The following is a 25,245-nucleotide window of genomic DNA, read 5'->3' on the forward strand; positions in this document are numbered from 1 at the left end:
TGATGCCTGGAGGGCAGGGCCCGGTTTGCCGAGACGCGGTTCAGGGACAGGTCTGCCCTGAACGCGCCCTGTCGAGGGTCGGCCCTTCGCGGCCGCGTCAAGGCCGGGCCGCCCTGCGGGCGGTGCGCTGCGCGCAGCCTTGACCCGGCCGCGAAGGGCGGCGCGCCATGACACGGGCATGAAAAAACCCGCCGGGGTGCGGCGGGTTCGCTGTCACTTGGCCGGGGCCGACAAGGTCATTTGGTGACGGGGCCGATCATCATGATCATCTGGCGGCCCTCCATCTTGGGCATGTTCTCGACCTTGCCCACTTCCTTGACGTCGTCGGCCACCCGCTCGAGCAGCTCGCGCCCGAGGTTCTGGTGGGCCATCTCGCGGCCGCGGAAGCGCAGGGTGACCTTAACCTTGTCGCCCTTCTCGAGGAACTTGAAGACGTTCTTCATCTTCACGTCGTAGTCGTGGATGTCGGTGTTCGGGCGGAACTTGACCTCCTTGACCTCGATCGTCTTCTGCTTCTTGCGTGCCTCGGACTCGCGCTTCTGCTGCTCGTACTTGTACTTGCCGTAATCCATGATCTTGCAGACCGGCGGCTTGGCGTTGGGCGAAATCTCGACCAGGTCGAGCCCGGCCTCCTCGGCCAGCTCCATCGCCCGGCGCGGCGGCTGCACGCCCAGGTTCTCGCCTTCGGCGCCGATCAGGCGGATTTCGGGGGCCCGGATGCGGTCGTTTACGCGGGGTCCGGTGTCGCGCGTCGGGGGCGCGTTGTGAGGTCTGCGAGCTATGGTATCGGTCCTTCGTCTCTGTGATCGTTGGGGCGGGAACGTAAACTTGCACCCCCGTTGTTTCAAGCGTCAAAAGGGCTTCGCGGGCCTGTGGAGGCGACTTTGCGGGCTTCGCGTGCCTGCCCGGACGCGCCGGAGGCTCGCAAGAGGCCCGGCGGCCGAACGAATCTTGACTTTTGCTTGCATCTCAAGCTTCTGAACGGGCCGTCGCGGGCACTCACCGCGACGGGGTCTTTCGCATTTCCGGAGGCGGATCATGGGCATGTCGGATCTCTCGCAGAGGCGACGCGGTATTGTCACCCTACGGGCGGCGGCCACGCTTCTGTCGCTAGGCGGCACCGGGTTCATGATCTCGGTCCTGCTGGGCTGGGCCCTCGACGTCGACCCCCTCGTCCGCGGCGCGCCCGGACAGCACGCCACCGTGCCCACGACAGCGCTGGCGCTGGCCTTCCTCTACCTGTCCCTGCTGCTGAGCCTGCACCGGCGGCGCGGTCCCGCGCTGCTGCTGGCGGTGCTGTCCGCCGGCGTCGGCGCCGCGACCCTGTTCTCGGACCCGGCCGGAGGGGCCGGCGCACTGGCGGGGCAGACCGGCGACCGCATGGCGCCGGGGACGCTGGCCGGCATCCTGCTGGCGGTGCTCTGCGTGGTCCTGCAGCTGTCGAAGGCGCCCCTTGCGCGGCAATGGGCGGTCGGGCTCGGCGTGCTCGGGGCTTCGTCCACCGCGGCGGTCCTGGCGGGGCATTCCTTCGACCCGCACTCGACCTTCTCGCTGGCGCTGTTCCGCGAGACCTCGTTGCAGACCGCGATCGGGCTGCTGGGTCTCTACGCTCTGGTGCTGCTGGTGGCGCTGGCGCGGGCCGAGCGGCGCTGAGGCGCCGCCCGGCCGCCGCGCCGGGGATCAGTCGAGGAAGGCCTTCTCGACCACGTAGTGCTTGGGATCCGAGTTGGCGCCCTCTTCGAGGCCGTATTCCTCGAGCATTTCCTTCAGCTCGAGGTTGAAGGCGAGGTTGCCGCAGATCATCGCGCGGTCGGTCTCGGGGTTCAGCGGCGCAACGCCCAGGTCCTCGAAGGCCGCGCCCGAGCGCATCAGGTCGGTGATGCGGCCCATCTTGGGGCTCTCCTCGCGGGTCGTCGTGGGGTAGTAGCGGATCTTCTTCCAGAACCCCTCGCCGATCACCTCGTTGAGCAGCTCGTCGTGCTTGAGGCTCTCGATCAGCGCGGCGCCGTATTCCAGCTCTCCGGCCTCGCGGCAGGTGTGGGTGATGACGATCTCGTCGTAGTCCTCGAAGGTCTGCGGGTCGCGCAGCAGCGAGGCGAAGGGCGCGAAGCCGGTGCCGGTGGCGAAGAACCAGATCCGCTTGCCGGGCAGCAGCGCGTCATGGACGAGCGTGCCCACGGGCTTGGGCCGCAGGATGATCTCGTCGCCGGGCTGGATGTGCTGCAGCTTCGAGGTCAGCGGACCGTCCTGCACCTTGATCGAGTAGAACTCCAGCTCCTCGTCCCAGGAGGGCGAGGCGATGGAATAGGCGCGCAGCAGCGGTTTCTGCTTGCCGGTGTCGGGGTTCGGATCGCCCATCAGGCCGATCATGACGAATTCGCCCGAGCGGAAGCGCAGCGAGGCGGGGCGCGTCACGCGGAAGGAGAACAGGCGGTCCGTCCAGTGCGTCACCTGCGTGACGGTCTGGGCATCGGGCAGCGCCATCTTCTTGGGCGCGTCGGCTTGGCTCGCTGTGGCGTCGGTCACGGGTCTCATCTCGGTCATGTCGGTCTCCTGGGGATCGTTTGCACGCAAACGAACGCCCCTTGGCTAGGGATAACGGGGATTGAGCTGCGAGGAAAGGTGTCTCAGCCGCGCAGGCGGGACTGGTAGTCGTTCTGCTGCCAGTTTGCGCGGAATTTCCACTCGTCCTCGGGCTGGCGTGCGGCCAGCTCGTCGGAAATCTCGACCTCGTCGAATCCCGACCGGCGCGCCATGGCGTACTGGTCCGAGATCACGTGGCCGCGCGCGCGCAGCCGTCCGGTGTAGCCGCGCAGCCGCAGCAGGCGGGCCAGCGTGAAGCCCCGGCCGTCCGAGAAGGACGGGAACTCGATGCAGATCATCTCGACCCCGGGGCCCACCTCGAGCGCGGCCGGGTCGGTGTCGGAGGCCAGCTCCAGGGCGCGGTCGCCCTCGAAGCTGCCGGTCCAGTCGTCGGGGCCGAAGCCCGTGTCGGTCACGATAACGCTCATCTCTTCATCCTTGCTTGACGGCCTGGCCATCCACGAAGTGGATGCCGCATTCGTCCTTGTCCTGGCCCCGCCAGCGGCCGGCCCGCGGGTCCTCGCCCGGTTTCACCGGCGAGGTGCAGGGCTGGCAGCCGATCGACGGATAGCCCTGCGCCACCAGCGGGTGCCGCGGCAGGCGGTTCTCGTCCATGTAGGCCTGCACGTCCTCGCGCGCCCAGTGGGCGAGCGGGTTGACCTTGATGCGGCCGGTTTCTTCCTCGAGTTCGAAGAACTCGAGCGTGGCGCGGCCCTTGGACTGGAAGCGCTTGCGCCCCGTGATCCAGCCGTCATAGCCCTGCAGCGCGTTCTCCAGCGGCACCGTCTTGCGCAGCGCGCAGCAGGTGTCCTGATCCGAGAACCGCAGCGCGCCGTAGGGGTCGCGCTCGGCCAGCAACTCCTCGTCGGTGCGCAGCACCTTGACGTTGGTCAGGTGCAGGCGTTCGGCCACCTCCTGCTGGTAGGCCAGCGTCTCGGCGAAGAGCAGCCGCGTGTCGATGAACAGCACCGGCGTGCTGCGCTCGACCATGGCCACGAGGTGCAGCAGCACGACCGATTCGGCCCCGAAGGAGGAAACCAGCGCGATGCGGCCCGCCTCGGGGTCACGCAGCGCGCCTTCCAGCACCGAGACGGCGCCGTGGTGGCGGTAGCGGGCGTTGAGCGCTCCGACCCTCTCGCGCAGGTCCTGCAGGTCCTGCGGGCTGGGGGCGCGGGCGTGCTCGGCCGTGCTGTCCTGGCGCGTGTGCACGGTCATGACTCAGGCGGCCCGGGCCCGCTTGCCCTCGGCCTGTTCGCCGTAGAGCGCCGTCTTGAAGGGGGCCATGCCGAGACGCTTGTAGGTCTGCAGGAATGTCTCGTCCGGTCCTTCGCGGTTCGTCATGTAGGCCTCCACGATGCGTTCGATGGCAGGCACCACCTCCTCGGCGGGAAAGCCGGGGCCGGTGCGCGTGCCGATGGCCGCGTCCTCGGATCCGTCGCCGCCGAGCGTGATCTGGTAGTTCTCCACGCCGGCGCGGTCCAGACCCAGAATGCCGATGTGCCCCACGTGGTGGTGGCCGCAGGCATTGATGCAGCCCGAGATCTTGATCTTCAGCTCGCCGATCTCGTTCTCGGTCTTGAGCTCCTCGAAGCGCGTCGCGATCTCCTGCGCGATCGGGATCGAGCGGGCGGTCGCCAGCGCGCAGTAGTCCATGCCGGGGCAGGCGATGATGTCCGAGATGAGCCCGATGTTGGCGGTCGCCAGGCCATTGGCCTTCAGGATCGCGTGGATCTCGGGCAGGTCGGACTTGTGGACATGCGGCAGCACCACGTTCTGCTCGTGGCTGATGCGCAGCTCGTCGTGGCCGAAGCGCCGCGCGATGTCGGCCATCACGCGCATCTGGTCGGCGGTCGCGTCGCCGGGCGTCTCGCCATGCGCCTTGAGCGAGATCTGCGCGATGGCATAGCCCGGCGCGCGGTGCGCGGTGAGGTTGGTGTCGGCCCAGGCGCGGAAGTTCGGGTCGGCCTCGTAGGCGGCGTCGAAGGCGTCCTCCGGCGCGTTGCGGAAGGCCGGCGGCGCGAACTGCGCCTTGATCTCGTCGAAGAGCGCGAGGTCGGCGCCGTTGAAGGCCTGCTTGGTCTCGAGAAAGCGGTCGGCGACCAGGCTGCGGATCTCGTCGATGCCGTGCTCGTGCACGGTGATCTTGATGCGCGACTTGTACTTGTTGTCGCGGCGGCCCAGCAGGTTCCAGACCGAGACGACGGCCTCGACGTAGGGCAGCAGGTCCTCCTGCGGCACGAAGGGCGCGAGCTCCTTGCCGATCATCGGCGTCCGGCCAAGGCCGCCGCCCACCAGCACGCGGTAGCCGGTGCGGCCGTTCTTCTCGACCACCTGGATGCCGATGTCATGCGCCTTGATCACCGCGCGGTCGTTCTCCGAGCCGGTGACGGCGATCTTGAACTTGCGCGGCAGGAACTGGAACTCGGGGTGGTCGGTCGACCACTGGCGCAGCAGCTCGGCCACCGGGCGCGGGTCGGCGACCTCGTCGGCGGCGGCGCCGGCGAAGTGGTCGGCGGTCACGTTGCGGATCGTGTTGCCCGAGGTCTGGATGGCATGCATGCCCACCTCGGCCAGCGCGTCCAGCATGTCGGGTACGTCACGCAGCTCGGGCCAGTTGTACTGGATGTTCTGGCGCGTGGTGAAATGGCCGTAGCCCTTGTCCCACTTCTCGGCCAGCAGCGCGAGCTGGTCCATCTGCGCGCTCGACAGCGTGCCGTAGGGCACCGCCACGCGCAGCATGTAGGCGTGCAGCTGCAGGTAGAGGCCGTTCATCAGGCGCAGCGGCTTGAACTCGTCCTCGGTCAGGCTGCCGCTGATGCGGCGCTCGACCTGGGCGCGGAACTGGCGGTTTCGATCGGCGACGAACTGTGCGTCGAAGTCGGTGTAGCTGTACATCTGCGTCCTTTCCCGCAAATTCCTTCGAAGGAATTTGCAAATCTTTTCGAAAAGATCTGGCCCGGCATCTGCCGCGGCCCCGGGCTGTCAGCCCTCGGCCTGCTTGCCGTGGAAGTAGTTCGAGGGCCCCGTGCGCCGGAAATCCTCGCGGAAGTGCGTCGGCTCGGGCCCGTTCTCGGTCGGCGCCACGTCGGCCAGGTAGACGCCCACCGCCTCGGCCGGGCGCGCCTGGCCGTCGAGCAGCCGCATCTGGGCGATGGCCTCGTCGGTCAGCACCTCGGCGTCGCGCAGCTCGCGCACCCAGGTGTCGTTTTCCGACAGGTAGATCACGTCGCCCTCGAGCAGGGCATTTGCGGTGACCACCTTGGGAGTGAAGGGCTTGGGCATCAGGAAACCTCCTGTTTCGTCAGGGTCAGGGCCTGCGCCGCGCGGGGCGCGAGACCGAGAAGAAGGATGGCGGGGCCGTCGAGCGCCGAAGAGGCGATGACGGCGGGCAGGGTGGAGAGCGTGGCGGTCAGCCGCCGCTCGTCGGCGCGCGAGGCGTTCTCGACCACGGTGACGGGCGTCTCGGGATCGGCGCCGTGCATCAGCAGCCGGCCCTGGATGAAGCGCGCGGCGCGCTTGCCCATGTAGATCGCGGCGACCTCGCCGGGACGGGCCAGAGCGCGCCAGTCGTGGTCGGCATAGCCCTTCATGTCGTGGCCGGTGACGAAGCGCACCGCGCTGTTGCGCTCGCGCTTGGTCAGCGACTGGCCGATGCCGGCAACGGCCGCCGTGGCCGAGGTCAGGCCCGGCACGATGGTCCAGCCGATGCGCGCCTCGTCCAGCGCGTCGATCTCCTCGTCGAGCCGGCCGAAGACGCCGGGATCGCCGGACTTCAGCCGCACCACGCGGGCGCCGGTGTCGGCGTGTTCGACCATGAGCGCGTTGATCGCCTCCTGCGTCACCGCCGGGCCGAAGCCGGTCTTGCCGGCCTCGATCAGCCGCGCCTCGGGCCCCGCGAGCGCCAGCACCTCGTCCGAGATCAGCCGGTCGTGGATCACGACATCGGCCTGGGCGAGGGCGCGCAGGGCCTTGAGCGTCAGGAGTTCCGGGTCGCCGGGGCCGGCGCCGACAAAGGCGACCTGGCCGGGGCTCAGGGTGAAAGGCGTCATGGCTCGGTCTCTGGGTTGCGTCTGTGTTCTCAATATAGGACAGCGTCCCGTTTGCAGGCCATGGGGGTGGCCAAATAAGGGCGCCTGTTCTACGGTGCGCCGCGATGGCGGTATCCTGTTCCGATACTGCAGCGCAGCGCGAACGAAGGTACTCATGGACGACACAGACAGGAAGATCCTTCTCGAGCTTCAGCAGGACGCGGGCCGCTCGCTGGACGAGATCGCCAAAATCGTCGGCTCGTCGAAGACGCCGGTCTGGAATCGCATCCGCAAGATGCGCGAGGCCGGCATCATCGGCCCCCAGGTCGTGGTCCCCGACGCCGAGAAGCTGGGCTTCGAGGCCTGCTTCTTCGTGCTGATCCGCACCTCGGAGCACGAGGCGGACTGGCAGCAACGCTTCCTCAAGGCCCTGCGCGAGCGTCCCGAGGTGCAGGAGGCGCACCGCCTCGCGGGCGACATCGACTACATCCTCAAGGTCAGGGTGAAGAACGCCCGCGCCTACGACGTCTTCTACCAGGCGCTCATTTCCGAGGTGAAGGTGCACAACGTGACCGCGCTGCTCTCGATGGAAGAGATCAAGTCGACCACGGCGCTCGCGATCTAGGCACTGCCGTTGCGCCCGTCCCGGCGCCGGGGTAGCCCTTCGGCATGGAGACCGAGACCGCGACCGAGACCGACACCGCCCCGCGCCCGCAGGTCAGCATCACCTATTGCACCGGCTGCAACTGGCTGCTGCGCGCGGGCTGGATGGCACAGGAACTGCTCTCGACCTTCGGCGAGGAACTGGGCGGCGTGACGCTGGTGCCCGGCTACGGCGGGGTCTACGAGATCCGCGTCGACGGTGACCTGCTGTGGGAACGCAAGCGCGACGGCGGCTTCCCCGAGCCCAAGGTCATCAAGCAACGCCTGCGCGACGCCATCGCGCCGGGCCGCGACCTCGGCCACGTCGACCGCTGAGGCGACGGGGCAGGGCGCGCCTGCCGCGGCCATCCCGGTTGCGCGCCTCCGGCGAGACGAAGACTTCCGCGACGTCCCGCCGCTTGCTATGACGCTTGCCATGCTGTCGAAGCCCCTCGCCCGCAGCCGCGCCGCGCTGGTGGCGGTCTCGCTCGCCGCCACGGCCGCACTGGCCGGGGGCGTGTGGCACTATGCCTACCTGCAGGCGCTGGAGCCGGTCGCGGCGCGCGGCGAAAGCGACCTCGCGCTCGCCTCGGACCGGCTCGTGACGCAGCTTCAGCGCTTCCGCGAGTTCGCCGTGCTCACCGCCAGCCATCCCGCGCTGATCTCGCTCCACGGCGGCGGCTCGCGCGGCTGGGCCGACGCCATGCTGCTGCGCGCCGCCGACCGCACCGGCGCCGTGGCGGCGGTCTACGTCGACGCGCAGGGCGAGGTGCTCGCGGCCTCCAGCGACACGATCCCCGGGGAGATCGCAGAAAGCGCCTATTTCGCCCGGGCCATGACCGGCGCGCTGGGGGTGGCGCACGGCCCCGGCCCGGGCGAGACCACGCGCGCCTTCTTCTTCGCCGCCCCCAGCTTCGGCCCCGACGGTGCCGTGCGGGGCGCGCTGGTGGTCGTGGTCGACATCGCGGGCCTCGAACAGGCCTGGCGCGGTTCGCTCCCGGCGGTCTTCTTCACCGACGACGCGGGCGAGGTCTTCGTCACCAACCGCAGCGAGCTGCTCTACTGGCGCCGCGTCGGCCCGACCGAGCTGCAATCGCCCGACGGCGCCCGGCGCAGCGTCACGGTCCAGGCGCGCGGCGGCCATACCGTCTGGCAGCAGCGCTGGTCGCCCTACATCCCGACCCGCGCCCTGCGGCTCGAGGCGGCGCTGCCGGTCATCGACATGACCGGCGTGCTGCTCATCGACGTGTCCCCGGCGCGGCGGCTCGCCACGCTTCAGGCCGCGGTGGTGGCCGCGGGCCTGCTCTTCTTCGGCGCGCTGCTCTGGCTCGCCTTCGAGCGGCGCCGCGCGCTCGCCGCCGCCAATGCCGAGCTCGAGGACCGCGTCTCGGCCCGCACCCGCGCGCTGGAACAGACCAACGTCGCCCTGCGCCGCGAGGTCGCCGAGCGGCAGGAGGCCGAGGCCGCCCTCAAGCGCGCGCAGGCCGAGCTGGTGCAGGCCGGCAAGCTCAGCGCGCTCGGCAAGATGAGCGCCGGCATCAGCCACGAGCTGAACCAGCCGCTCATGGCGATCCGCAGCTTCGCCGAGAACGGCGCGGCCTTTCTCGACCGCGGCAAGCCCGAGCGCGCCGCCGACAACCTGACCCGGATCTCGGACATGGCGCACCGCATGGGGCGCATCATCAAGAACCTGCGCGCCTTCGCCAAGGCCGAGAGCGAGCCTGCCGTGCGCGTGGGCCTCGCCGCCGTGGTCGAGGGCGCGCTGGAGCTGCTTCAGCTGCGCATCGAGAAGACCGGCACGCAGGTCGACTGGCAGCGCCCCGACCGCCCGGCCATCGTCCTCGGCGGCGAGGTGCGCCTCAGCCAGGTCGTGGTGAACCTCGTCTCCAATGCCATCGACGCCATGACCGACAGGGACACCCGCCGCCTGACGATCCGCATCCACCACGACGACGCGGCCGGCACGGTGCGGCTCACCGTGCGCGACACCGGCCCCGGCATCGCCGAGCCCGACCGCATCTTCGACCCCTTCTACTCGACCAAGGAAGTGAGCGCCGAAGAGGGCATGGGGCTGGGCCTCTCGATCTCCTACGGGATCGTCGAGGGCTTCGGCGGCCGCCTGCGCGGCGAGAACGCCGAGGGCGGCGGCGCGCTTTTCACGATGGAGCTGCAACAGGCGAGGGAATACGCATGACGCGCGCGGTGCTTCTTGTGGACGACGACGCGGCGGTGCGCGAGGCGCTGGGGCAGACGCTGGAGCTGGCCGAGTTCGACGCCCGTACCGCCGGCAGCTTCGTCGAGGCCAAGGACCTCATCGCGCCCGAATTCGACGGCGTGATCGTCTCGGACGTGCGCATGCCGGGGCGCGATGGCTTTCACCTGCTCGACTACGCCCACCAGCAGGACCCCGAGCTGCCGGTGATCCTGCTCACCGGGCAGGGCGACATCCCCATGGCGGTGCGCGCCATGTCGGCGGGGGCCTTCGATTTCCTCGAAAAGCCCTGCGCGCCGGGCGATCTGACGGCGGTGATCGAGCGCGCCCTGCGCACCCGCGCGCTGGTGCTGGAAAACCGCCGGCTCAAGGCGCAGCTGGAAACCGGCGACCCGGCCGCGCGCATGATCTTCGGCGTCTCGCGGCAGGCCGACACGCTGCGCGCGCGCGTCCGCGCCGCCGCCCGAGCGGGCACCGACGTGCTGATCCAGGGCGCACCGGGCTCGGGCATCTCGAAGGTGGCCGAGGTGGTGCACCTCTGCTCCTCCCGCGCCAAGGGGCCCTTCGAGAAACGCTCGGCGGCGGGGCTCGCGCGCGACGCGCTCGCAGGGCTCTGGGACAGCTGCGCCGGCGGCACGCTCTTTCTCGACGAGATCGGCCAGTTGCCGATGGACAGCCAGCTCGCCCTGCAGGACCGGCTGGAGGAGGGCGGCGCCCGCCTGGTCGCCGGCACCGTTCCCGACCTGGCCGAGCGGGTCGAGGCCGGGGCCTTCTCGGCCGAGCTCTACTACCGGCTCGAGGTCATGCAGCTGCGAATCCCCGCGCTGGCCGAGCGCCCCGAGGACATCCCCGTGCTCTTCCGCCACTACGTCGCCCAGGCGGCCGAGCAGGCGGGGCTGGAGCCGCCCGAGATCACCGACGAGCTCATCGCCGAGCTGATGGCCCGCGACTGGCCCGGCAACGCCCGCGCGCTCATGTCGGCGGCCATGCGCTTTGCCCTCGGCCTTGCCGAGACCGACGCCGCGGCCGAGGGGATGGGGCTGGCGGAACGCATGGCGCAGGTCGAACGCTCGCTGCTGGTCGAGGCGCTCAAGCGCAGCGAGGGCAGGGCGGGCGCCGCCGCCGAGGCGCTCAAGCTCCCGCGAAAGACCTTCTACGACAAGCTGGCAAAATACGGCCTGAAACCGGAGAGTTTCCGCTGATTTCCGCCGATCCATGACCGTGCCCGGAACCCCGACACAGACCGGGTGATTGACCCGCTATCGGGACAGCAACATGGATCAATTGTGACGAAGCCAGACCAGAGCCCGGCCCGGCGTCTTGCCGGCAGCCTCGCCACCCGCGCCCGCGGCGCGGGCCGTGCCCTTGCGGGACTGGGCCTGAGGCGCGGGCTCGCGCTCGGCACGGCGGCGCTGCTGCTGGTCCTCGTCGCGGGCGGCACGCTCTGGCTCGCCACGCGCCCCTCGCTCGATGAGCTGGAGGCCGCGCGCGCCCCCGACATCGAGTACCGGGATGCCAACGGCGAGGCGCTCTACCTCGCGCATGGCGTCACCGACGAGCACGTCCCCCTGGCCGAGATCCCCGAACACCTGCAAGAGGCGGTGATCGCGCTCGAGGACCGCCGCTTCCGCGCGCACGACGGCATCGACCTGCGCGGCATCGCCCGCGCGGCCACCCGCAACCTCATGTCCGAGGGCATCGTCGAGGGCGGCAGCACGATCACCCAGCAGCTGGTGAAAATCACCTACCTGCGGCCGGAAAAGAGCTACCTGCGCAAGCTGCACGAGGCCATGCTCGCCCGCGAGATGGAAGATCGCTACAGCAAGGACGAGATCCTCGAGGCCTATCTCAACCGCGTCTACCTCGGCTCGGGCGCCTCGGGCGTCGGAGGCGGCGCGCGGATCTACTTCGGCAAGCCGGTGCAGGAGGTCTCGCTCGCAGAGGCGGCGGCGCTCGCCGCGATCCTGCGCGCCCCTTCCGAGGTGAACCCCTTCCGCGACACCGAGGCGCTGCGCGCGCGTGCGGGCCTCGTCATCCGGCTCATGGCCGAGCAGGGCCGCATCGACGCGGGCCAGGCCAATGCCGCGCGCGTCGAGCTTGCCACCATGGCCCCGCGCCCGAAGGACGCGCCCTACGGCGGCTGGTTCGCGGACTGGGTGCAGGGGCAGGCGCGAAAACTCGCCGCCTCGCTCGACGGCGACGTGACGCTGCGCACCACCCTCGACCCCGAGCTGCAACGCCGCGCCGAGCGCGCCGTCGCGGGCGCGCTCGGGGGGCAGCCCATGCAGGCCGCGCTGGTGGCCCTGCGGCGCGACGGCACCGTCGCGGCCATGGTCGGCGGAAACGACTACGCGCAGACCGAGTTCAACCGCGCCACCGACGCGGTGCGCCAGCCCGGCTCGACCTTCAAGACCTTCGTCTACCTCACCGCGCTGGAACGCGGCATGCGCCCGGGCGAGCTCATCCCCGACATGCCGATCAACATCGACGGCTACCGGCCCCAGAACTTCGACGGCAAGTATCGCGGCCAGGTCAGCCTCGCGGCAGGTCTCGCGCATTCCATCAACGCGGCGACGGTGAACCTCGCCCACCGCCTCGGCATCCACAACGTGGCCGAAACCGCCCGCGCGCTCGGCATCGAGGCCGAGCTCACCGAGACGCCCTCGCTCGCGCTCGGCGCCTCGGGCATGACCCTGCTCGACCTGACCGAGGCCTATGCCGCCATCGCCACCGGCCGCGCGCCGATCGAGGCGCGAGGCATCGCGGGCGTTCAGACACGCGACCACGACTACGAGCCGCTCGCCGCGTCGCTGCCCGCGCCGCGCGGCCGCGCCGAACAGCTCCTGGCGCACCGTGACACCATGACCTCGATGCTGCGCGCCGTGGTGACCGACGGCACCGGTCACGCCGTGCGCGACAAGGTGCCCGGCGCCGTGGGCAAGACCGGCACCAGCCAGAACCACCGCGACGCGCTCTTCGTCGGCTGGGCGAACGATCTCATCGTCGGCGTCTGGGTCGGCAACGACGACGACAGCCCGATGGACGGCGTGACCGGCGGCAGCCTGCCCGCGCGGATCTGGGCCGAGGTCCTGTCGGGCACCGCGCCCTCGGCGGAAACCGGTGATGCCGACACGCTCGCCACCGACATGCCGACGCCCCGCATCCGGCCGCAGGATCTCGACACCTCCGCGCCGGAGCCCGACCGGACCGAGACCGCCACCGCGCCCGAGCCGCGCGCCCAGCCGCAGCAGCGCGCCCAGCAGCAGCGCCGGGCGCAGCCGGGCAGGGCGGTCGAGGGCCTCGTGAACCGGGCCCTGAACGGCGGCCGCGTCTCGGCCCGCGACGTGATGAACGCCCTGACCAGCGATCTCTCCGGCGGGCGCCGGGGCTGCAACGTGCGCGCCTGCCAGCAGGCCTACCGTTCGTTCCGCGCATCGGACTGCACCTACCAGCCCTACGGCAACCGCCCCCGGCAACGCTGCACCCGCTGAGGCGACTCGTTTGCCGGGCCTGTGCGGCTTTCCGCACGGCATCACTTGCCTCATGTGCGAAAATTCGCACACCTGCTCGGCCGTCCTGACGCAGGTGCCGCGATATGTGAGCCTCAACCGGCTGACATGAAAGGCAAAATCATCAATCTTCACGCCGGTCTTCACGCTCTCTTGATGCATTCAGCGCATGGCCGTCTTGTGTGCAGCGTAGGGGCGGCAGGGGAGCCGCGCCCTCGCCAGCAACCTTCGGGAGGATACCGAATGAAGAAGATCCTGATGAGCGCCGTGGCCCTGGCCGCGCTGACCACGGGCGCCACCGGCGCGATGGCCGACTGCGACGACGGCGAGATCGTCATCAAGTTCAGCCACGTCACCAACACCGACCGCCACCCCAAGGGCATCGCCGCCTCGCTCCTGCAGGAGCGCGTCAACGAGGAGATGGACGGCACCGCCTGCATGGAGGTCTACCCGAACTCCACGCTCTACAACGACGACCAGGTGCTCGAGGCGATGCTGAACGGCGACGTGCAGATGGCCGCGCCCTCGCTGTCGAAGTTCGAGCAGTTCACCAAGCAGTTCCGCATCTTCGACCTGCCCTTCATGTTCAAGAACATCGACGCCGTCGACGCCTTCCAGGCCTCCGAGACCGGCGCCGCGATGAAGGAGAGCATGGTGCGCCGCGGCCTGCTGGGCCTCGGCTTCTGGCACAACGGCATGAAGCAGATGTCGGCCAACGTGCCGCTGCTAGAGCCCTCCGACGCCGAGGGGCTGAAGTTCCGCGTGCAGAACTCGGACGTGCTCAAGGCGCAGATGGCCGCCATGGGCGCCTCGCCGCAGCCGATGGCCTTCTCCGAGGTCTACGGCGCCCTGCAGACCGGCGTGGTCGACGGGCAGGAGAACACCTGGTCCAACATCTACGGCCAGAAGTTCTTCGAGGTGCAGGACGGCACCACCGAGACCAACCACGGCGTGCTCGACTACATGCTCGTGACCGGCGTCGACTGGTGGGACAGCCTTGATGCCGAGGTGCGCGACCAGCTCTCGACCATCATCGACGAGGTCACCACGACGCGCAACTCCGAGAGCTACAAGGTCAACCAGGAGGCCAAGCAGGCGATCATCGACGCCGGCGGCGAGGTGCGCGAGCTGACGCCCGAGCAGCGCGAGGCCTGGGTCAACGCGATGAAGCCCGTCTGGGAAGAGTTCACCGACGACGTCGGCCAGGACAACATCGACGCCGCACAGGCGATCAACGCCGAGCAGAGCTGAGGCTCGCGACGCGGCGCGCGCCCGGCTCCCGACAGGGGGCCGGGCGTTGCGCATCGCCCCTGGAAACTCTCTCGCAACGGTGGGAGCGACACGCCCATGTCCCATGATCCCGACGGCTCCGTGCTGGGCCGGTTCGTCAACGAGCTCGAGGAAAGCGCCATCGCGCTCATCCTCGGGGCCATGACGATCATCACCTTCATCAACGTCGTGCTGCGCTACGGCTTCAACACCGGTCTGATCTGGGGGCTCGAGGCGACCTCGTTCCTCTTCGCCTGGCTGGTGCTCTTCGGCGTGAGCTATTGCGTCAAGGTCACCGCCCACCTCGGCGTGGACGCGATCATCAACCTCGTCTCGCCTGCCGCGCGGCGGGGGCTGGCGCTGCTGGCCGCCGCGCTGTGCATCCTCTACGCCTTCCTGCTGTTCAAGGGCGCCTGGGACTACTGGGCCAACTTCGCGAACCTGCCCCAGACCACCGGCCGCTGGTTTCCGACCGGCTTCGAGGAGATGGGCCGCACCTCCTACCGCGCCTGGTACGCGGTGGTGGACATCCCCATGCCCGAATGGCTGCGCTTCCTCGAGCCGCTCATGAACGAGGGCGAGGAATACGAGAAGCTGCCGCGCTTCATTCCCTATTTCATCCTGCCCTTCGGAGCCGCGCTGCTGCTCTTCCGCTTCGTGCAGGCGGGCGTGCGCATCTGGACCGGCCACCGCGACAGCCTGATCGTCAGCCACGAGGCCGAAGACGCCGTGGACGACGTGGCCCACATGAACCGCGAGGACTGATCCCATGGACGTCGTTCTTCTTTTCGCCTCGGTCGTGGGGCTGATGCTCATCGGCGTGCCCATCGCGGTCTCGCTGGGGCTCTCGTCGATCTTCTTCCTGCTGATCCTGTCGGACACCTCGCTGGGCTCGGTGGCGCAGAGCTTCTTCCAGGCCATGGCCGGGCACTACACGCTGCTCGCGATCCCCTTCTTCATCCTGGCCTCGAGCTTCATGTCCACGGGCGGCGTGGCGCAGCGGATCATCCGCTTCTCCATCGCGCTGGTCGGCCACCTGCACGGCGGGCTCGCCATCGCGGGGGTCTTCGCCTGCATGCTCTTCGCCGCGCTCTCGGGCTCGAGCCCCGCCACCGTGGTCGCCATCGGCTCCATCGTGATCGCCGGCATGCGGCAGGTCGGCTACTCGCGCGACTTCGCCGCCGGCGTCATCGCCAACGCGGGCACGCTGGGCATCCTGATCCCGCCCTCGATCGTCATGGTGGTCTATGCCTCGGCGACCGACGTCTCGGTGGGCCGCATGTTCCTCGCGGGCGTCATCCCCGGCCTTCTGGCGGGCACCATGCTCATGGCGACGATCTACATCATCGCCCGCATGCGCGACCTGCCCAAGGGCGATTGGCTGGGCTGGGGCGAGGTCTTCGCCGCCGGGCGCGAGGCCTCCTGGGGGCTCTTCCTCATCGTCATCATCCTTGGCGGCATCTACGGCGGCATCTTCACGCCCACCGAGGCCGCGGCGGTGGCGGCCGTCTATGCCTTCCTGATCGCGAGCTTCGTCTACCGCGACATGGGGCCGCTCGCGGGCCGCGACGGCGCGCCCAACCTGCCGCTCTGGCGCAAGCCCATCGCGCTGGTCACGGCCTTCGTCCACCGCGACACCCGCGACACGCTCTTCGAGGCGGGCAAGCTGACGGTCACGCTGATGTTCATCATCGCCAACGCGCTGATCCTCAAGCACGTGCTGACCGACGAGCAGATCCCGCAGCAGATCGCGGGCGCGATGATCTCGGCGGGCTTCGGGCCGGTGATGTTCCTGGTGATCGTCAACGTGATCCTTCTGATCGGCGGCCAGTTCATGGAGCCCTCGGGCCTCATCGTCATCGTGGCGCCGCTGGTCTTCCCCATCGCCATCGAGCTCGGGATCGACCCGATTCACCTCGGGATCATCATGGTGGTGAACATGGAAATCGGGATGATCACGCCGCCGGTGGGCCTGAACCTCTTCGTGACCTCGGGAGTCGCTGGCATGCCGATGATGAACGTGGTGCGCGCCGCGCTCCCCTTCCTCGCGGTGCTCTTCGTCTTCCTGATCATGGTGACCTACATCCCCTGGATCTCGACCTGGCTGCCCACGACCTTCATGGGCCCCGAGATCATCACCAACTGACTGCGACCCTGCGGTGCGCCTTCGGCGCGCAGTTTGGTGGGAGACAACGAAAGACGGCGCCCGGGGTTCGGGCGCCGTTCTGCTTTGCGGGGTGGTGTGCCTCCGGCGGGCGTATTGGGCAACAAGAAGAAGCGGGGGACCGGGCAGCGTCCCGGTGCTTCTTCTTGTTCCAAATACGCAAACCCGCTCTCGGGGTCAGCCCGCGCTGGCGTTCAGCGCCTCGATGATCGGCACGAAGTCCGCGGCCTTGAGCGAGGCGCCGCCCACCAGCGCGCCGTCGACGTTGGAGACCGCGAAGATCTCGGCGGCGTTGCCGGGCTTCACCGAGCCGCCATAGAGCAGGCGGACCGAGCGGCCCACGCCCTCGCCGAAGCGGCGCTCCAGGCGGGCGCGCATGAAGTCGTGCACCTCGCCGATCTCGTCGGTGGTAGGGACCTTGCCGGTGCCGATGGCCCAGATCGGCTCGTAGGCCACGACGAGGTTGTGGCCCGTCGCCCCGTCGGGGATCGAGCCCGCGAGCTGGCCGCCGATGATGTCGAGGGTGTTCTGCGCCTCGCGCTCGGCGAGGCTCTCGCCGCAGCAGAGCACCACGGTCAGGCCCGCCTCCCAGGCGGCGCGGCACTTGTCGCGCACGTCCTCGTCGCGTTCGTCGTGGTCGGTGCGGCGCTCGGAGTGGCCGAGGATGACGTAGGCGGCGCCCGCGTCGCGGAGCATGTCGGCCGAGACATCGCCGGTATGCGCGCCCGAGGCCTGCGCGTGGCAGTCCTGTCCGCCGACGGCGATGGCTTCGCCGGCGCGCTGCGCGGCCTGGGCCACCAGCGTGGCGGGCGGGCAGAGCAGCACCTCGGAGGCGCCGTCGGCCGCCTCCTGCATGCCGTCGATTTCGGTGAGCGCGGCCGAGAGGCCGTTCATCTTCCAGTTGCCTGCCGCAAGTTTCCTGCGCATGGTATCTCCCCGTATGAGTTCGGGCACATCATCGGGTCATGCGCAGTGGCGTCAAGGCCGCGACGGGGTCGCGGCGCGGGGAATTTTCAGCCCTCGCCGCCCTCGCGTTCGGCGGCGAGTTCGTCGACGTCCTTGAACTTGATCGACTCGCCGCAGCCGCAGGCGTCGGCGACGTTGGGGTTGTTGAAGCGGAAGCCGGATTCGAGCAGCGAGACCTCGTAGTCGATCTCGGTGCCGAAGAGGAACATCTGCGCCATCGGCGCGATGAGCACGCGGGCGCCGTCCTGTTCCACGACCTCGTCGTTGCCGTCGGGCGCGTCGACGAAATCCATGGTGTATTCCATGCCCGCGCAACCGCCCTTCTTGACGCCGACGCGCAGCCCGTGGTGGCCGTCGCGCTCCATCAGCTTGCGGACCTGTGTGACGGCGGCGGGCGTCATGCTCACCGCCTGCTTTCCGGGAATGCCGAACATCGTAGTCTCCTTGTTAAGGACAAAGGTAATGCCTGCTGGGGCTTCGCTCAAGGGGCGGCGATCAAGGCGCGCGATGCAGCGGGCGCGCGGGGTTGCCCGCGACGGTGGCGGCCGCCGCCACGTCGCGCGTCACCACGGCGCCCGCGCCGATCACCGCGCCGTCGCCGACCGTGACGCCGGGCAGGATCAGCGCGCCGCCGCCGATCCAGCAGTCGCGCCCGATGGTGACGGGGCGGCCGAATTCCAGCCCCGTGGCGCGGGTCGCCGCGTCTCGGGGGTGGTCGGCGGTGAGGATCTGCACCATGGGGCCCACCTGCGTGCCCGCGCCGATGCGGATCGGGCAGACGTCGAGCAGCACGCAGCCGTAGTTGAGGAAGACCCCCGCCTCGAGGTGCACGTTCCAGCCGTAGTCGACGTAGAGTGGCGCGCGCAGGGCGCAGGCCTTGCCCCGGCTGCCCAGCAGCGCGTCGAGGATCGCCTCGCGAGCCGTGTCGCCGACGATCGTGGCGTTGTAGTCGCGCATCAGTTCCTGCGCGCGGCGGCGCTCGGCCGCCAGCTCCGCGTCGCCGGGGTCGTAGAGCTGCCCGGCCGTCATCTTCCCGCGTTCGCTCATGGCGTGGGCATCCCCGCGGCCAGCTCGATCAGCGCCTGCGTGGCATAGGCCACCGCCAGCGCCCAGGCGAAGGAGGCCAACGTGCCGATGATGACGTATTCGCCGGCCTTCTGCTCGCGCGCGGCGGTGTCGAAGCGCAGGATCGACTTGGCTGCGATGAGAAAGCCGATGGCGGCGGGCTGGTCGGTCAGGACCATGAGCAGGATCAGCGCGCGTTCCAGCTGGCCGATGACGCGGCCCGCGTTGGGCAGCCCCTCGGGCAGGTCCACGTCCTGGTAGCGGCGCATCAGCAGGCCCACCGCGTGACCGCCCGCCAGCACCGCCGTCACCGCGCCCGCCGCGGCCAGCGCCGGGACGGTCAGCAGTTCCATCCAGGGGCCCCAGAGGCCCGCTGCCTCCGCGCCGGGCCACCAGACCGCCACCGCCACCAGCGAGGCGAGATGTGCGCCCTGGTCGGCGAGAAAGGCCGCGAGCGAACGGCCCGCCGTGCTTGGCAGCAGCCAGGTCTTGACCGCGTCGATCACGAGGTGCGCGCCGGTCGCCGCCACGGCGGGCTGCCAATGCCCGCCGAGCGCGGCCCAGCTCACCAGGCCCACCACCGCGATGTGCAGCGCCATGACGCCGGGCCGTTCCTTGGCGCGCACCATGCGGCCGGTCTGCAGCACGAAGTCCGCCACCACGTGGGCCAGAAGCAGCGCGGCAAAGGTCTGGATCATGCGGGCCCCGTCATGCGGTTCGGCTTGCTATCGGCAAGGGAAAGCGGATCGGCCTGCGTCATGCCCCGGCCTCGAGATAGCCCAGCGCCTCCTGCAGGGCGGGCCAGCCCGCCGCCCAGACCGCCTGGTTCACGGCCTGCCGCGAGATGCCCAGCGCCTCGGCGGCGCGGGCGCGGGGGCCCGCGTCGGGGGGCAGCGTCTCGCACATGGCGCGGGCCTGGGCGCGGGTCCAGCCCTGGCTCACGTGATCGGCCAGCCGCAGCGCCGCGGCCGGGGCGCCGCCCGCCGCATGCACCATGAGCGCGGGGTCCGAAAGGGCGTCGAGGCTGCGCCCCGAGTCGGTGAAGGCCGGCCCGGAGGCGGCGTTCAGGTCGGCGCGTGTGGCGGCGTCGAGCGTGCCGGGGGCGCTGGCGATGGCGATGCGGGTGGCGCGATCCTTGCCGGTCCGGCGCACCACGGCCTGGACGTAGAGCGCGGCGCGGAAGGCATAGCGCGCCTCGCCGAGGGCGATCTGCCAGCCGTCGCCGCCACGCCGGGCAAAGCCGGTGACAAGCCCCGGGTCCCAGCCCGAAAGCGCGACCGCGGCCCCGTTGATCTCGTCCATGACGGAATCCAGCGCGCCCGGTGCGAGCTCCGAGGAGCCGACGATGTCTCCGGTGAGGACAGCCAGGCGCGACATGGGAAAGTCCTAATGCTTGCTTTTGCGAAAAGCAAGCCGTTTTGATTGACGCCAGTCTGCGTGGCCGGAGGCTGCGGGGCGGGCGCGCCGCCGGGCAGCGGCGGCGTCTACATGAAGCCCAGTTCGAGGCGCGCCTCGTCGGTCATCATGTCCATGCCCCAGGGCGGATCGAAGACCATGTCCACGTCCACGTCCCGCACGCCCGGCACCGAGGCCACGGCGTCCTGCACCCAGCCCGGCATCTCGCCGGCCACGGGGCAGCCCGGTGCGGTCAGCGTCATGATGACCTTGACGGACCCCTGGTCGTCGATCTCGATCGTGTAGATCAGGCCAAGGTCGTAGATGTTCACCGGGATTTCCGGGTCGAACACGCTGCGGCAGGCCTCCACGATGGGCTCGTGCAGCGGGTTGTCGGTGCTGGAGGGCGCGATCAGCGGGGCGCCTTCAAGCGGTGCATCGGTCATGGCCTGTCCTTCGGTTGGCTTACCTGAGCGAAGATATAGGAAATACCGGCGCCGCGGTAAAGGCCCGCGGCTCAGCCGATGTGGGTGCGCAGCCAGTCCTCGACCTCGGCCTGCCGGCCGCGCGCGACCGGCACGTCGCTGTCGTCGGCGAGGCGCAGCAGCAGGCGGCTGCCCTCGCGCACCAGCCGGGGCCGGGCGGTGCGCGCGACCCACCACGAGCGGTGCGGCTGCACGCCGTCCTCGGCGCGGGTCTGGGCCAGGACGTCGCCAAGCCGCGCCCGCTGGGTCAGCGTCTTGTCGCCGAGGCGCACGTGGACGTGATGCTCGCGCGCCTCGATGGCGCGGATCTCGTTCAGCGGAACGGGCTGTGCGCCGACCAGCAGCGTGCGCGCGTCTTCGCGCGCCTCCGCCTCATCTTCCGTCGCGGCCGCCGGAGCAGGGTCGGGGGCCTGTGCGGCGTCGGGGGGCGTCTGCGTCCCGGCGCGCGCCCCGGTTTCGGGGCGCGTCTCGGCGGCGGAGAGCTCCGCCCGTGCGGGAATGCGCGGCTTCACGTAGCGCATGTAGATCGCCTCGAACATCACGATGGTCACGCCCAGCACGACGAACCGCTCGCTCAGCAGCGGCTCGTGCCCGACCGGGGCCAGCCGCTCCAGCGTTTCGTCCATCACGACGACCGTCGGCGCGAGCGCCAGAAAGCTGACCGCCGGCCAGTAGGCGGGCGGGCGGCGCGCCACCCGGCGCAGCGCCGCGAGGGCCAGAAGCAGGCCTGCCTGCAGCAGCAGGAACAGCGCCATGGCCAGCGGCCAGGCGCCCAGGTAGATCGCCCAGGGAATGCGCCCCTGCAACCCCGATGGATCGGCCGCGACCAGCACGGCGAAGACGGCGAGCAGGTAGCGCTGGGTGATCGGCGCGCGCAGCAGGCCGAGGTGGCGCCGCAGGCTCACGTCGAGGTGGTCGAAGGTCAGGCCACGGATATTGAGGGGCTGGTCGAGAAGATCTCGCAAGGAAACACGGGTCGAATGATACTTGGGTGACTGTGGCGACAGCGTCGTCTTGCTGAACACATGCGAAGGGTTCGGTCCGCACGCAAGAGGGTTTTCCGTCACAGTCGAACGATTCGCCCGCATGCCACCAGAAATCTCTCGCAACACGGCATGGCCGGCGTGGGAAAAATGTGACGACGACACGACATTGGCGATTTTCTGCCTATGCTTGGAGGAGCGATCCGCTAAAGTTTCCCTTGAAGGTTGAGCGCGGCCGGACCGGGACGGGTCCCGCCGCCCTGGCCTTCGCCAGAAGTGACGGGGCAACCGGCAATGCCCAGGCCGACTGCCGGACGTCCGGATCCGCGCCCAGCGACAGCGGACCGGCCTCCGGCACGGGCCGGTTCTCCCGGGTTCGGATCCGGGGCGCGGACAGGGGATACGCGCGCCCAGGAAGCCGGGTAACGTGAAGACCGCGCCCGGAGGAGGCATCGGGGCGCGCGAGGGGATGGAACGGAATGAAGTCGAATGAACGTCGCAGGGCATCCATAGGCAACGAGGAACTGGAGGAGATTCTGGACAGCGCGCTCGAGGTCGAGGGGGCCGAGGGCGCCTGCGGGCTGCTGCGGGCCTCGGCGGCCATGCTCGAGCATGCCGCCTACGAGATCGCGCGTTCCGAGGCGGCGGGGCAGGTGTCGCAGATCATCCTGCTGTCGGCCGAACTCGAGCGGATCGCCGAGACGCGCGAGGCCGCGATCAGGCGTACGGAAGGCGAACCGCGCCGCAAGAGGGGCAACGGCTGAGGCGAGGGATCGCCCGGCGACGCAGCCCGCAGGATCTGCACCGGGAGCCGCAAGCCCCCGGACAAAAAGGGAAAACGCGACCGGGCCATGCGCCCGGACGCCCCGGTCGCTTGAACGGTCGGGCCGCCCGGGGGGCGCCGCGAAAAACCCGACAACATGGTGCCCAAACGACGCTTGACGGGGCGAGAACGGCACGCCTAGAAGGGCCTCCACATTCGGGGCGCGGCTTCGCCTCGAGACAGTGAGCGGTTGTAGCTCAGATGGTTAGAGTACCGGCCTGTCACGCCGGGGGTCGCGGGTTCGAGCCCCGTCAACCGCGCCACACTGTCCCGCCGAAGCCGTCTCTGTTGTAAAGTGCGCGGTTGTAGCTCAGATGGTTAGAGTACCGGCCTGTCACGCCGGGGGTCGCGGGTTCGAGCCCCGTCAACCGCGCCACTTTCCCTTCTTTCTCGCAGAGATCCCGATGGGTCGCGACACCGCCTCCGGGCGGTGTTTCACGTCTCCTCCGCCCCCGACTCGTCCCGCTCCGCCGCGGCCACGTTGCGCTTGACCGCCATGAAGCTGTCCGGCGTGACCGAGATCGTGTCGATCCCGGCCTTCACCAGCAGCCGCGCGAAATCCGGGTCGTTGCTCGGCGCCTGCCCGCAGAGCCCGATCTTGCGTCCGGCCGCCCGGGCGCGGGCGATGGCCGTCTCGATCATCCACAGCACCGCCGGGTCGCGCTCGCGAAAGACCGGGGCCAGCGCCTCGCTGTCGCGGTCCACGCCCAGCGTGAGCTGCGTCAGGTCGTTCGAACCGATCGAGAACCCGTCGAAGCGCTCGGCGAACTCCGCCGCGCGGATCACGTTCGAGGGAATCTCCGTCATCACGTAGACCTCGAGCCCGGCCTCTCCGCGCCGCAGCCCGTTCTCGGCCATGATCGCCAGCACCTTGTCGGCCTCCTCGGGCGAGCGGCAGAAGGGCACCATGACCACGACGTTGGCAAAGCCCATCTCCTCGCGCAGCCGCTTCAGCGCCCGGCATTCCAGGGCAAAGGCCTCGCGGTAGAACTCCGAGTAATAGCGCGCCGCGCCGCGCAGCCCGATCATCGGGTTCTCCTCGACGGGCTCGAATCCGCGCCCGCCCGGCAGGTCGGCGTATTCGTTCGACTTGAAGTCGCTCGTGCGGACGATCACCGGCTTGGGATGCCAGACCGCCGCGATCCGGGCGAGGCCCATGGACAGCCGGTCGACGAAGTATTCCGCGCCATTGGCATGCCCCCGGATCATCTCGCGCACCGCCGCGCGGGCCTCGGGGTCCTCGACCGCATCGGGGTCCATCAGCGCCAGCGGATGCGCCCGGATCTCGTTGCTCACCAGGAACTCCATCCGCGCCAGCCCCACGCCGTCCACCGGCAGCCGCCACCAGCGCACCGCGGCCGAGGGGTTGGCGATGTTCACCATGACGCCCGTGCGCGTCTCGGGCACGTCCGCCAGCGAGATGTCCTCGCTCTCGATCCCGCCGAGGCCCTCGTAGATCCTGCCCCGGTCGCCCTCGGCGCAGGAGACGGTGACGTCCTGTCCGTCGTGCAGCAGGTGCGTGGCCGTGCCGGTGCCCACCACGGCCGGCAGCCCCAGCTCGCGGCTGACGATGGCCGCGTGCGAGGTGCGCCCGCCGTGATCCGTCACGATGGCCGCCGCGCGCTTCATGATCGGCACCCAGTCGGGGTCCGTCGTCGCGGTCACCAGCACCGCGCCGTCGACGAAGCGGTCGATGTCTGCGGCAGAGCGGATCAGGCAGACCCGGCCCGCCGCCGCCGCGTGCCCCACGCTCAGCCCCTCCAGCAGCAGCGGCCCCGCCGGGCGCACCGTGACCGAATGCAGCGCAGCCGCCCCGCGCCGCGCCTCCACCGTCTCGGGCCGCGCCTGCACGATGAAGAGCTCGCCGGTCTCGCCGTCGCGGGCCCATTCCATGTCCATCGCCACGCCGTAGTGCGCCTCGATGGTCGCCGCGTGCCGCGCCAGCTCGAGGATCTCGGCATCCTCCAGCACGAAACGCTCGCGCTCGGCCATCGAGGTGGCCACCGTGCGCGTCACCGCCTCGCCTTCGCCGCCGAGGATCATCTTGATCTCCTTCGCCCCGCGCTCACGGGCGACCACGGGCACCAGTGCGGGATCGTCGAGGAAGGGCTTGAAGACGCGGAACTCGTCCGGGTCGACCGCCCCCTGCACGACGGTCTCGCCCAGTCCCCAGGCGCCGTTGATCAGCACGAAGCGGTCGCAGCCGGTTTCCGTGTCGATCGAGAACATCACCCCCGAGGCCCCGATGTCCGAGCGCACCATCAGCTGCACCCCGACCGAGAGCGCCACATCCTCGTGGCCGAAGCCGTGGATGCGGCGGTAGCTGATCGCCCGGTCGGTGAAGAGCGAGGCATAGCATTTCCGGCAGGCCTCCAGCAGCGCGTCCTCGCCGCTCACGTTCAGGAAGGTCTCCTGCTGGCCGGCAAAGCTCGCCTCGGGCAGGTCCTCGGCGGTGGCGCTCGACCGCACGGCCACCGCCGGCATCTCGCGGCCGGTGCGCCTGGCCAGGTCGCGGTAGGCGGCGCCGATGTCGCGGGCGATCTCCTCGGGCCAGTGGCCCGCGACGATGGCCTGCCGGATCGCGTGCCCGGCCTCCTGCAGGCTGGTGCGCCCGGCCTCCAGCGCCTCCGTGCGCTCGCGGATCACCGCGCCCAGGTCGTTGGCCGCGAGGTAGGCGCGATAGGCCCTGGCGGTGGTGGCAAAGCCCGGCGGCACCCGCACGCCGGCGCGTCCCAGCTGCGAGATCATCTCGCCCAGCGAGGCGTTCTTGCCGCCCACGCGTGGCACGTCCGTCCGACGCAGGTCCTCGAACCAGATCAGGTTGTCCGTCATCGTTCCTCTCCTCCACCCATGGGCACCACGATAGACCCGTGCCCCCGCGCGACATTGATCCCGGTCAAGCCCCGTCGGGGTCAGGCGGGGCAGGAGGGGCAGGCGGCGCCGCACCCAGCAGGCGTGCCACCTCGTCGTCCTCGACCTGTCCGAAACGGGCATAGGCCTCGCCCACCGCATGCATGTCGCGCGGCCGGGCCACGCAGACCACGGGCGCCGTCCCCGGCGGCAGCGCGTCCAGCGCCCCGCGCAGCGCCACCGGCAGGGCGACGCCGACCTGCGCCGCACC

Annotated in this window: 25 protein-coding genes, 2 tRNA genes and 1 pseudogene; 12 read left to right on the top strand and 16 right to left on the bottom strand. The window is 70.0% G+C overall.

Going from position 1 to position 25,245, the window contains the following annotated elements; all coding sequences use genetic code 11:
* Positions 1-236 precede the first annotated feature (236 nt).
* Complete coding sequence (gene infC, locus SALMUC_RS27115; RefSeq protein WP_425414332.1) at positions 237-848, bottom strand: translation initiation factor IF-3; 612 nt, start codon at positions 846-848, stop codon at positions 237-239.
* Between the two features lie 190 nt (positions 849-1,038).
* Between infC and SALMUC_RS27120 the strand changes: the two genes are divergently transcribed.
* Positions 1,039-1,653, top strand: coding sequence for a hypothetical protein (locus SALMUC_RS27120; RefSeq protein ID WP_020043124.1), 615 nt, complete (start codon positions 1,039-1,041; stop codon positions 1,651-1,653).
* 27 nt (positions 1,654-1,680) lie between these two features.
* Here the strand turns inward: SALMUC_RS27120 and SALMUC_RS27125 are convergent, their stop codons facing one another.
* The 6 genes from SALMUC_RS27125 to cobA all read right to left on the bottom strand — a co-directional run bounded on the left by SALMUC_RS27125 (position 1,681) and on the right by cobA (position 6,632).
* Positions 1,681-2,544 carry a ferredoxin--NADP reductase gene (locus SALMUC_RS27125; RefSeq protein ID WP_020043125.1) on the bottom strand — a complete coding sequence of 288 codons (864 nt, stop codon included), beginning with the start codon at positions 2,542-2,544 and terminating at the stop codon, positions 1,681-1,683.
* An 83-nt stretch (positions 2,545-2,627) separates the two neighbouring features.
* A complete protein-coding gene (locus SALMUC_RS27130; RefSeq protein ID WP_020043126.1) occupies positions 2,628-3,011 on the bottom strand; it encodes a DUF934 domain-containing protein in 384 nt (127 codons plus the stop codon).
* 4 nt (positions 3,012-3,015) lie between these two features.
* Positions 3,016-3,798, bottom strand: coding sequence for a phosphoadenylyl-sulfate reductase (locus SALMUC_RS27135; protein WP_020043127.1), 783 nt, complete (start codon positions 3,796-3,798; stop codon positions 3,016-3,018).
* A 3-nt stretch (positions 3,799-3,801) separates the two neighbouring features.
* Complete coding sequence (locus SALMUC_RS27140) at positions 3,802-5,478, bottom strand: nitrite/sulfite reductase (RefSeq protein ID WP_020043128.1); 1,677 nt, start codon at positions 5,476-5,478, stop codon at positions 3,802-3,804.
* An 87-nt stretch (positions 5,479-5,565) separates the two neighbouring features.
* Complete coding sequence (locus tag SALMUC_RS27145) at positions 5,566-5,865, bottom strand: DUF2849 domain-containing protein (protein ID WP_021121098.1); 300 nt, start codon at positions 5,863-5,865, stop codon at positions 5,566-5,568.
* Positions 5,865-6,632 (bottom strand): uroporphyrinogen-III C-methyltransferase, encoded by a 768-nt coding sequence (cobA, locus tag SALMUC_RS27150; protein ID WP_020043130.1) that lies wholly within the window; start codon positions 6,630-6,632, stop codon positions 5,865-5,867. The genes SALMUC_RS27145 and cobA overlap by 1 nt, the downstream gene beginning before the upstream one ends.
* A gap of 154 nt (positions 6,633-6,786) precedes the next feature.
* On the opposite strand from cobA, the gene SALMUC_RS27155 reads away from it, so the two are divergent.
* From SALMUC_RS27155 to SALMUC_RS27190, 8 genes are all read left to right on the top strand, one after another.
* Entirely contained in the window at positions 6,787-7,236 is a 450-nt protein-coding gene (locus SALMUC_RS27155; RefSeq protein ID WP_020043131.1) for an Lrp/AsnC family transcriptional regulator, read from the top strand.
* Between the two features lie 44 nt (positions 7,237-7,280).
* The gene (locus SALMUC_RS27160) at positions 7,281-7,589 is read left to right on the top strand and encodes an Rdx family protein (RefSeq protein ID WP_020043132.1); all 309 of its coding nucleotides are present in this window, start codon (positions 7,281-7,283) and stop codon (positions 7,587-7,589) included.
* Positions 7,590-7,689: 100 nt separating this feature from the next.
* Positions 7,690-9,447, top strand: a complete 1,758-nt coding sequence (locus SALMUC_RS27165; protein WP_198014707.1) for a sensor histidine kinase — start codon at positions 7,690-7,692, stop codon at positions 9,445-9,447.
* Complete coding sequence (locus tag SALMUC_RS27170) at positions 9,444-10,667, top strand: sigma-54-dependent transcriptional regulator (protein WP_020043134.1); 1,224 nt, start codon at positions 9,444-9,446, stop codon at positions 10,665-10,667. The genes SALMUC_RS27165 and SALMUC_RS27170 overlap by 4 nt, the downstream gene beginning before the upstream one ends.
* Before the next feature lie 84 nt (positions 10,668-10,751).
* The gene (locus tag SALMUC_RS27175; protein ID WP_020043135.1) at positions 10,752-12,956 is read left to right on the top strand and encodes a PBP1A family penicillin-binding protein; all 2,205 of its coding nucleotides are present in this window, start codon (positions 10,752-10,754) and stop codon (positions 12,954-12,956) included.
* Between the two features lie 261 nt (positions 12,957-13,217).
* On the top strand, positions 13,218-14,225 hold the full coding sequence (locus SALMUC_RS27180) for a DctP family TRAP transporter solute-binding subunit (RefSeq protein WP_020043136.1): 1,008 nt from the start codon (positions 13,218-13,220) through the stop codon (positions 14,223-14,225).
* 96 nt (positions 14,226-14,321) lie between these two features.
* Positions 14,322-15,008: a TRAP transporter small permease gene (locus SALMUC_RS27185; protein WP_020043137.1), complete on the top strand. Its 687-nt coding sequence runs from the start codon at positions 14,322-14,324 to the stop codon at positions 15,006-15,008.
* 4 nt (positions 15,009-15,012) lie between these two features.
* Positions 15,013-16,389 carry a TRAP transporter large permease gene (locus SALMUC_RS27190; protein ID WP_020043138.1) on the top strand — a complete coding sequence of 459 codons (1,377 nt, stop codon included), beginning with the start codon at positions 15,013-15,015 and terminating at the stop codon, positions 16,387-16,389.
* Between the two features lie 195 nt (positions 16,390-16,584).
* On the opposite strand, the gene tpiA is transcribed toward SALMUC_RS27190, so the two are convergent.
* From tpiA to SALMUC_RS30790, 7 genes are all read right to left on the bottom strand, one after another.
* A complete protein-coding gene (gene tpiA / locus SALMUC_RS27195) occupies positions 16,585-17,334 on the bottom strand; it encodes a triose-phosphate isomerase (protein WP_021121100.1) in 750 nt (249 codons plus the stop codon).
* 86 nt (positions 17,335-17,420) lie between these two features.
* Entirely contained in the window at positions 17,421-17,807 is a 387-nt protein-coding gene (locus SALMUC_RS27200; RefSeq protein WP_020043140.1) for a HesB/IscA family protein, read from the bottom strand.
* A gap of 61 nt (positions 17,808-17,868) precedes the next feature.
* Complete coding sequence (locus SALMUC_RS27205) at positions 17,869-18,420, bottom strand: sugar O-acetyltransferase (protein WP_020043141.1); 552 nt, start codon at positions 18,418-18,420, stop codon at positions 17,869-17,871.
* Positions 18,417-19,136, bottom strand: a complete 720-nt coding sequence (locus SALMUC_RS27210; RefSeq protein WP_020043142.1) for a DUF3307 domain-containing protein — start codon at positions 19,134-19,136, stop codon at positions 18,417-18,419. Before SALMUC_RS27210 ends, SALMUC_RS27205 begins: the two co-directional genes overlap by 4 nt.
* Positions 19,137-19,194: 58 nt before the next feature.
* A complete protein-coding gene (locus tag SALMUC_RS27215; protein WP_020043143.1) occupies positions 19,195-19,815 on the bottom strand; it encodes a hypothetical protein in 621 nt (206 codons plus the stop codon).
* A gap of 107 nt (positions 19,816-19,922) precedes the next feature.
* Entirely contained in the window at positions 19,923-20,279 is a 357-nt protein-coding gene (locus tag SALMUC_RS27220; protein WP_020043144.1) for an SUF system Fe-S cluster assembly protein, read from the bottom strand.
* 71 nt (positions 20,280-20,350) lie between these two features.
* A complete protein-coding gene (locus SALMUC_RS30790; RefSeq protein WP_198014708.1) occupies positions 20,351-21,283 on the bottom strand; it encodes a LytTR family DNA-binding domain-containing protein in 933 nt (310 codons plus the stop codon).
* A gap of 497 nt (positions 21,284-21,780) precedes the next feature.
* Here SALMUC_RS30790 and SALMUC_RS27230 point away from each other — a divergent pair, with 497 nt between their 5' ends.
* The 3 genes from SALMUC_RS27230 to SALMUC_RS27240 all read left to right on the top strand — a co-directional run bounded on the left by SALMUC_RS27230 (position 21,781) and on the right by SALMUC_RS27240 (position 22,500).
* The gene (locus SALMUC_RS27230) at positions 21,781-22,065 is read left to right on the top strand and encodes a hypothetical protein (protein WP_020043146.1); all 285 of its coding nucleotides are present in this window, start codon (positions 21,781-21,783) and stop codon (positions 22,063-22,065) included.
* A gap of 245 nt (positions 22,066-22,310) precedes the next feature.
* Positions 22,311-22,387, top strand: a tRNA-Asp gene (locus SALMUC_RS27235).
* Between the two features lie 36 nt (positions 22,388-22,423).
* Positions 22,424-22,500, top strand: a tRNA-Asp gene (locus SALMUC_RS27240).
* Between the two features lie 59 nt (positions 22,501-22,559).
* On the opposite strand, the gene ppsA is transcribed toward SALMUC_RS27240, so the two are convergent.
* A complete protein-coding gene (gene ppsA / locus SALMUC_RS27245; RefSeq protein WP_020043147.1) occupies positions 22,560-24,956 on the bottom strand; it encodes a phosphoenolpyruvate synthase in 2,397 nt (798 codons plus the stop codon).
* A gap of 64 nt (positions 24,957-25,020) precedes the next feature.
* A pseudogene (locus SALMUC_RS30795) lies at positions 25,021-25,245 on the bottom strand (hypothetical protein); the annotation flags it as partial.

The organism is Salipiger mucosus DSM 16094, from assembly GCF_000442255.1.
Lineage (GTDB): Bacteria > Pseudomonadota > Alphaproteobacteria > Rhodobacterales > Rhodobacteraceae > Salipiger > Salipiger mucosus.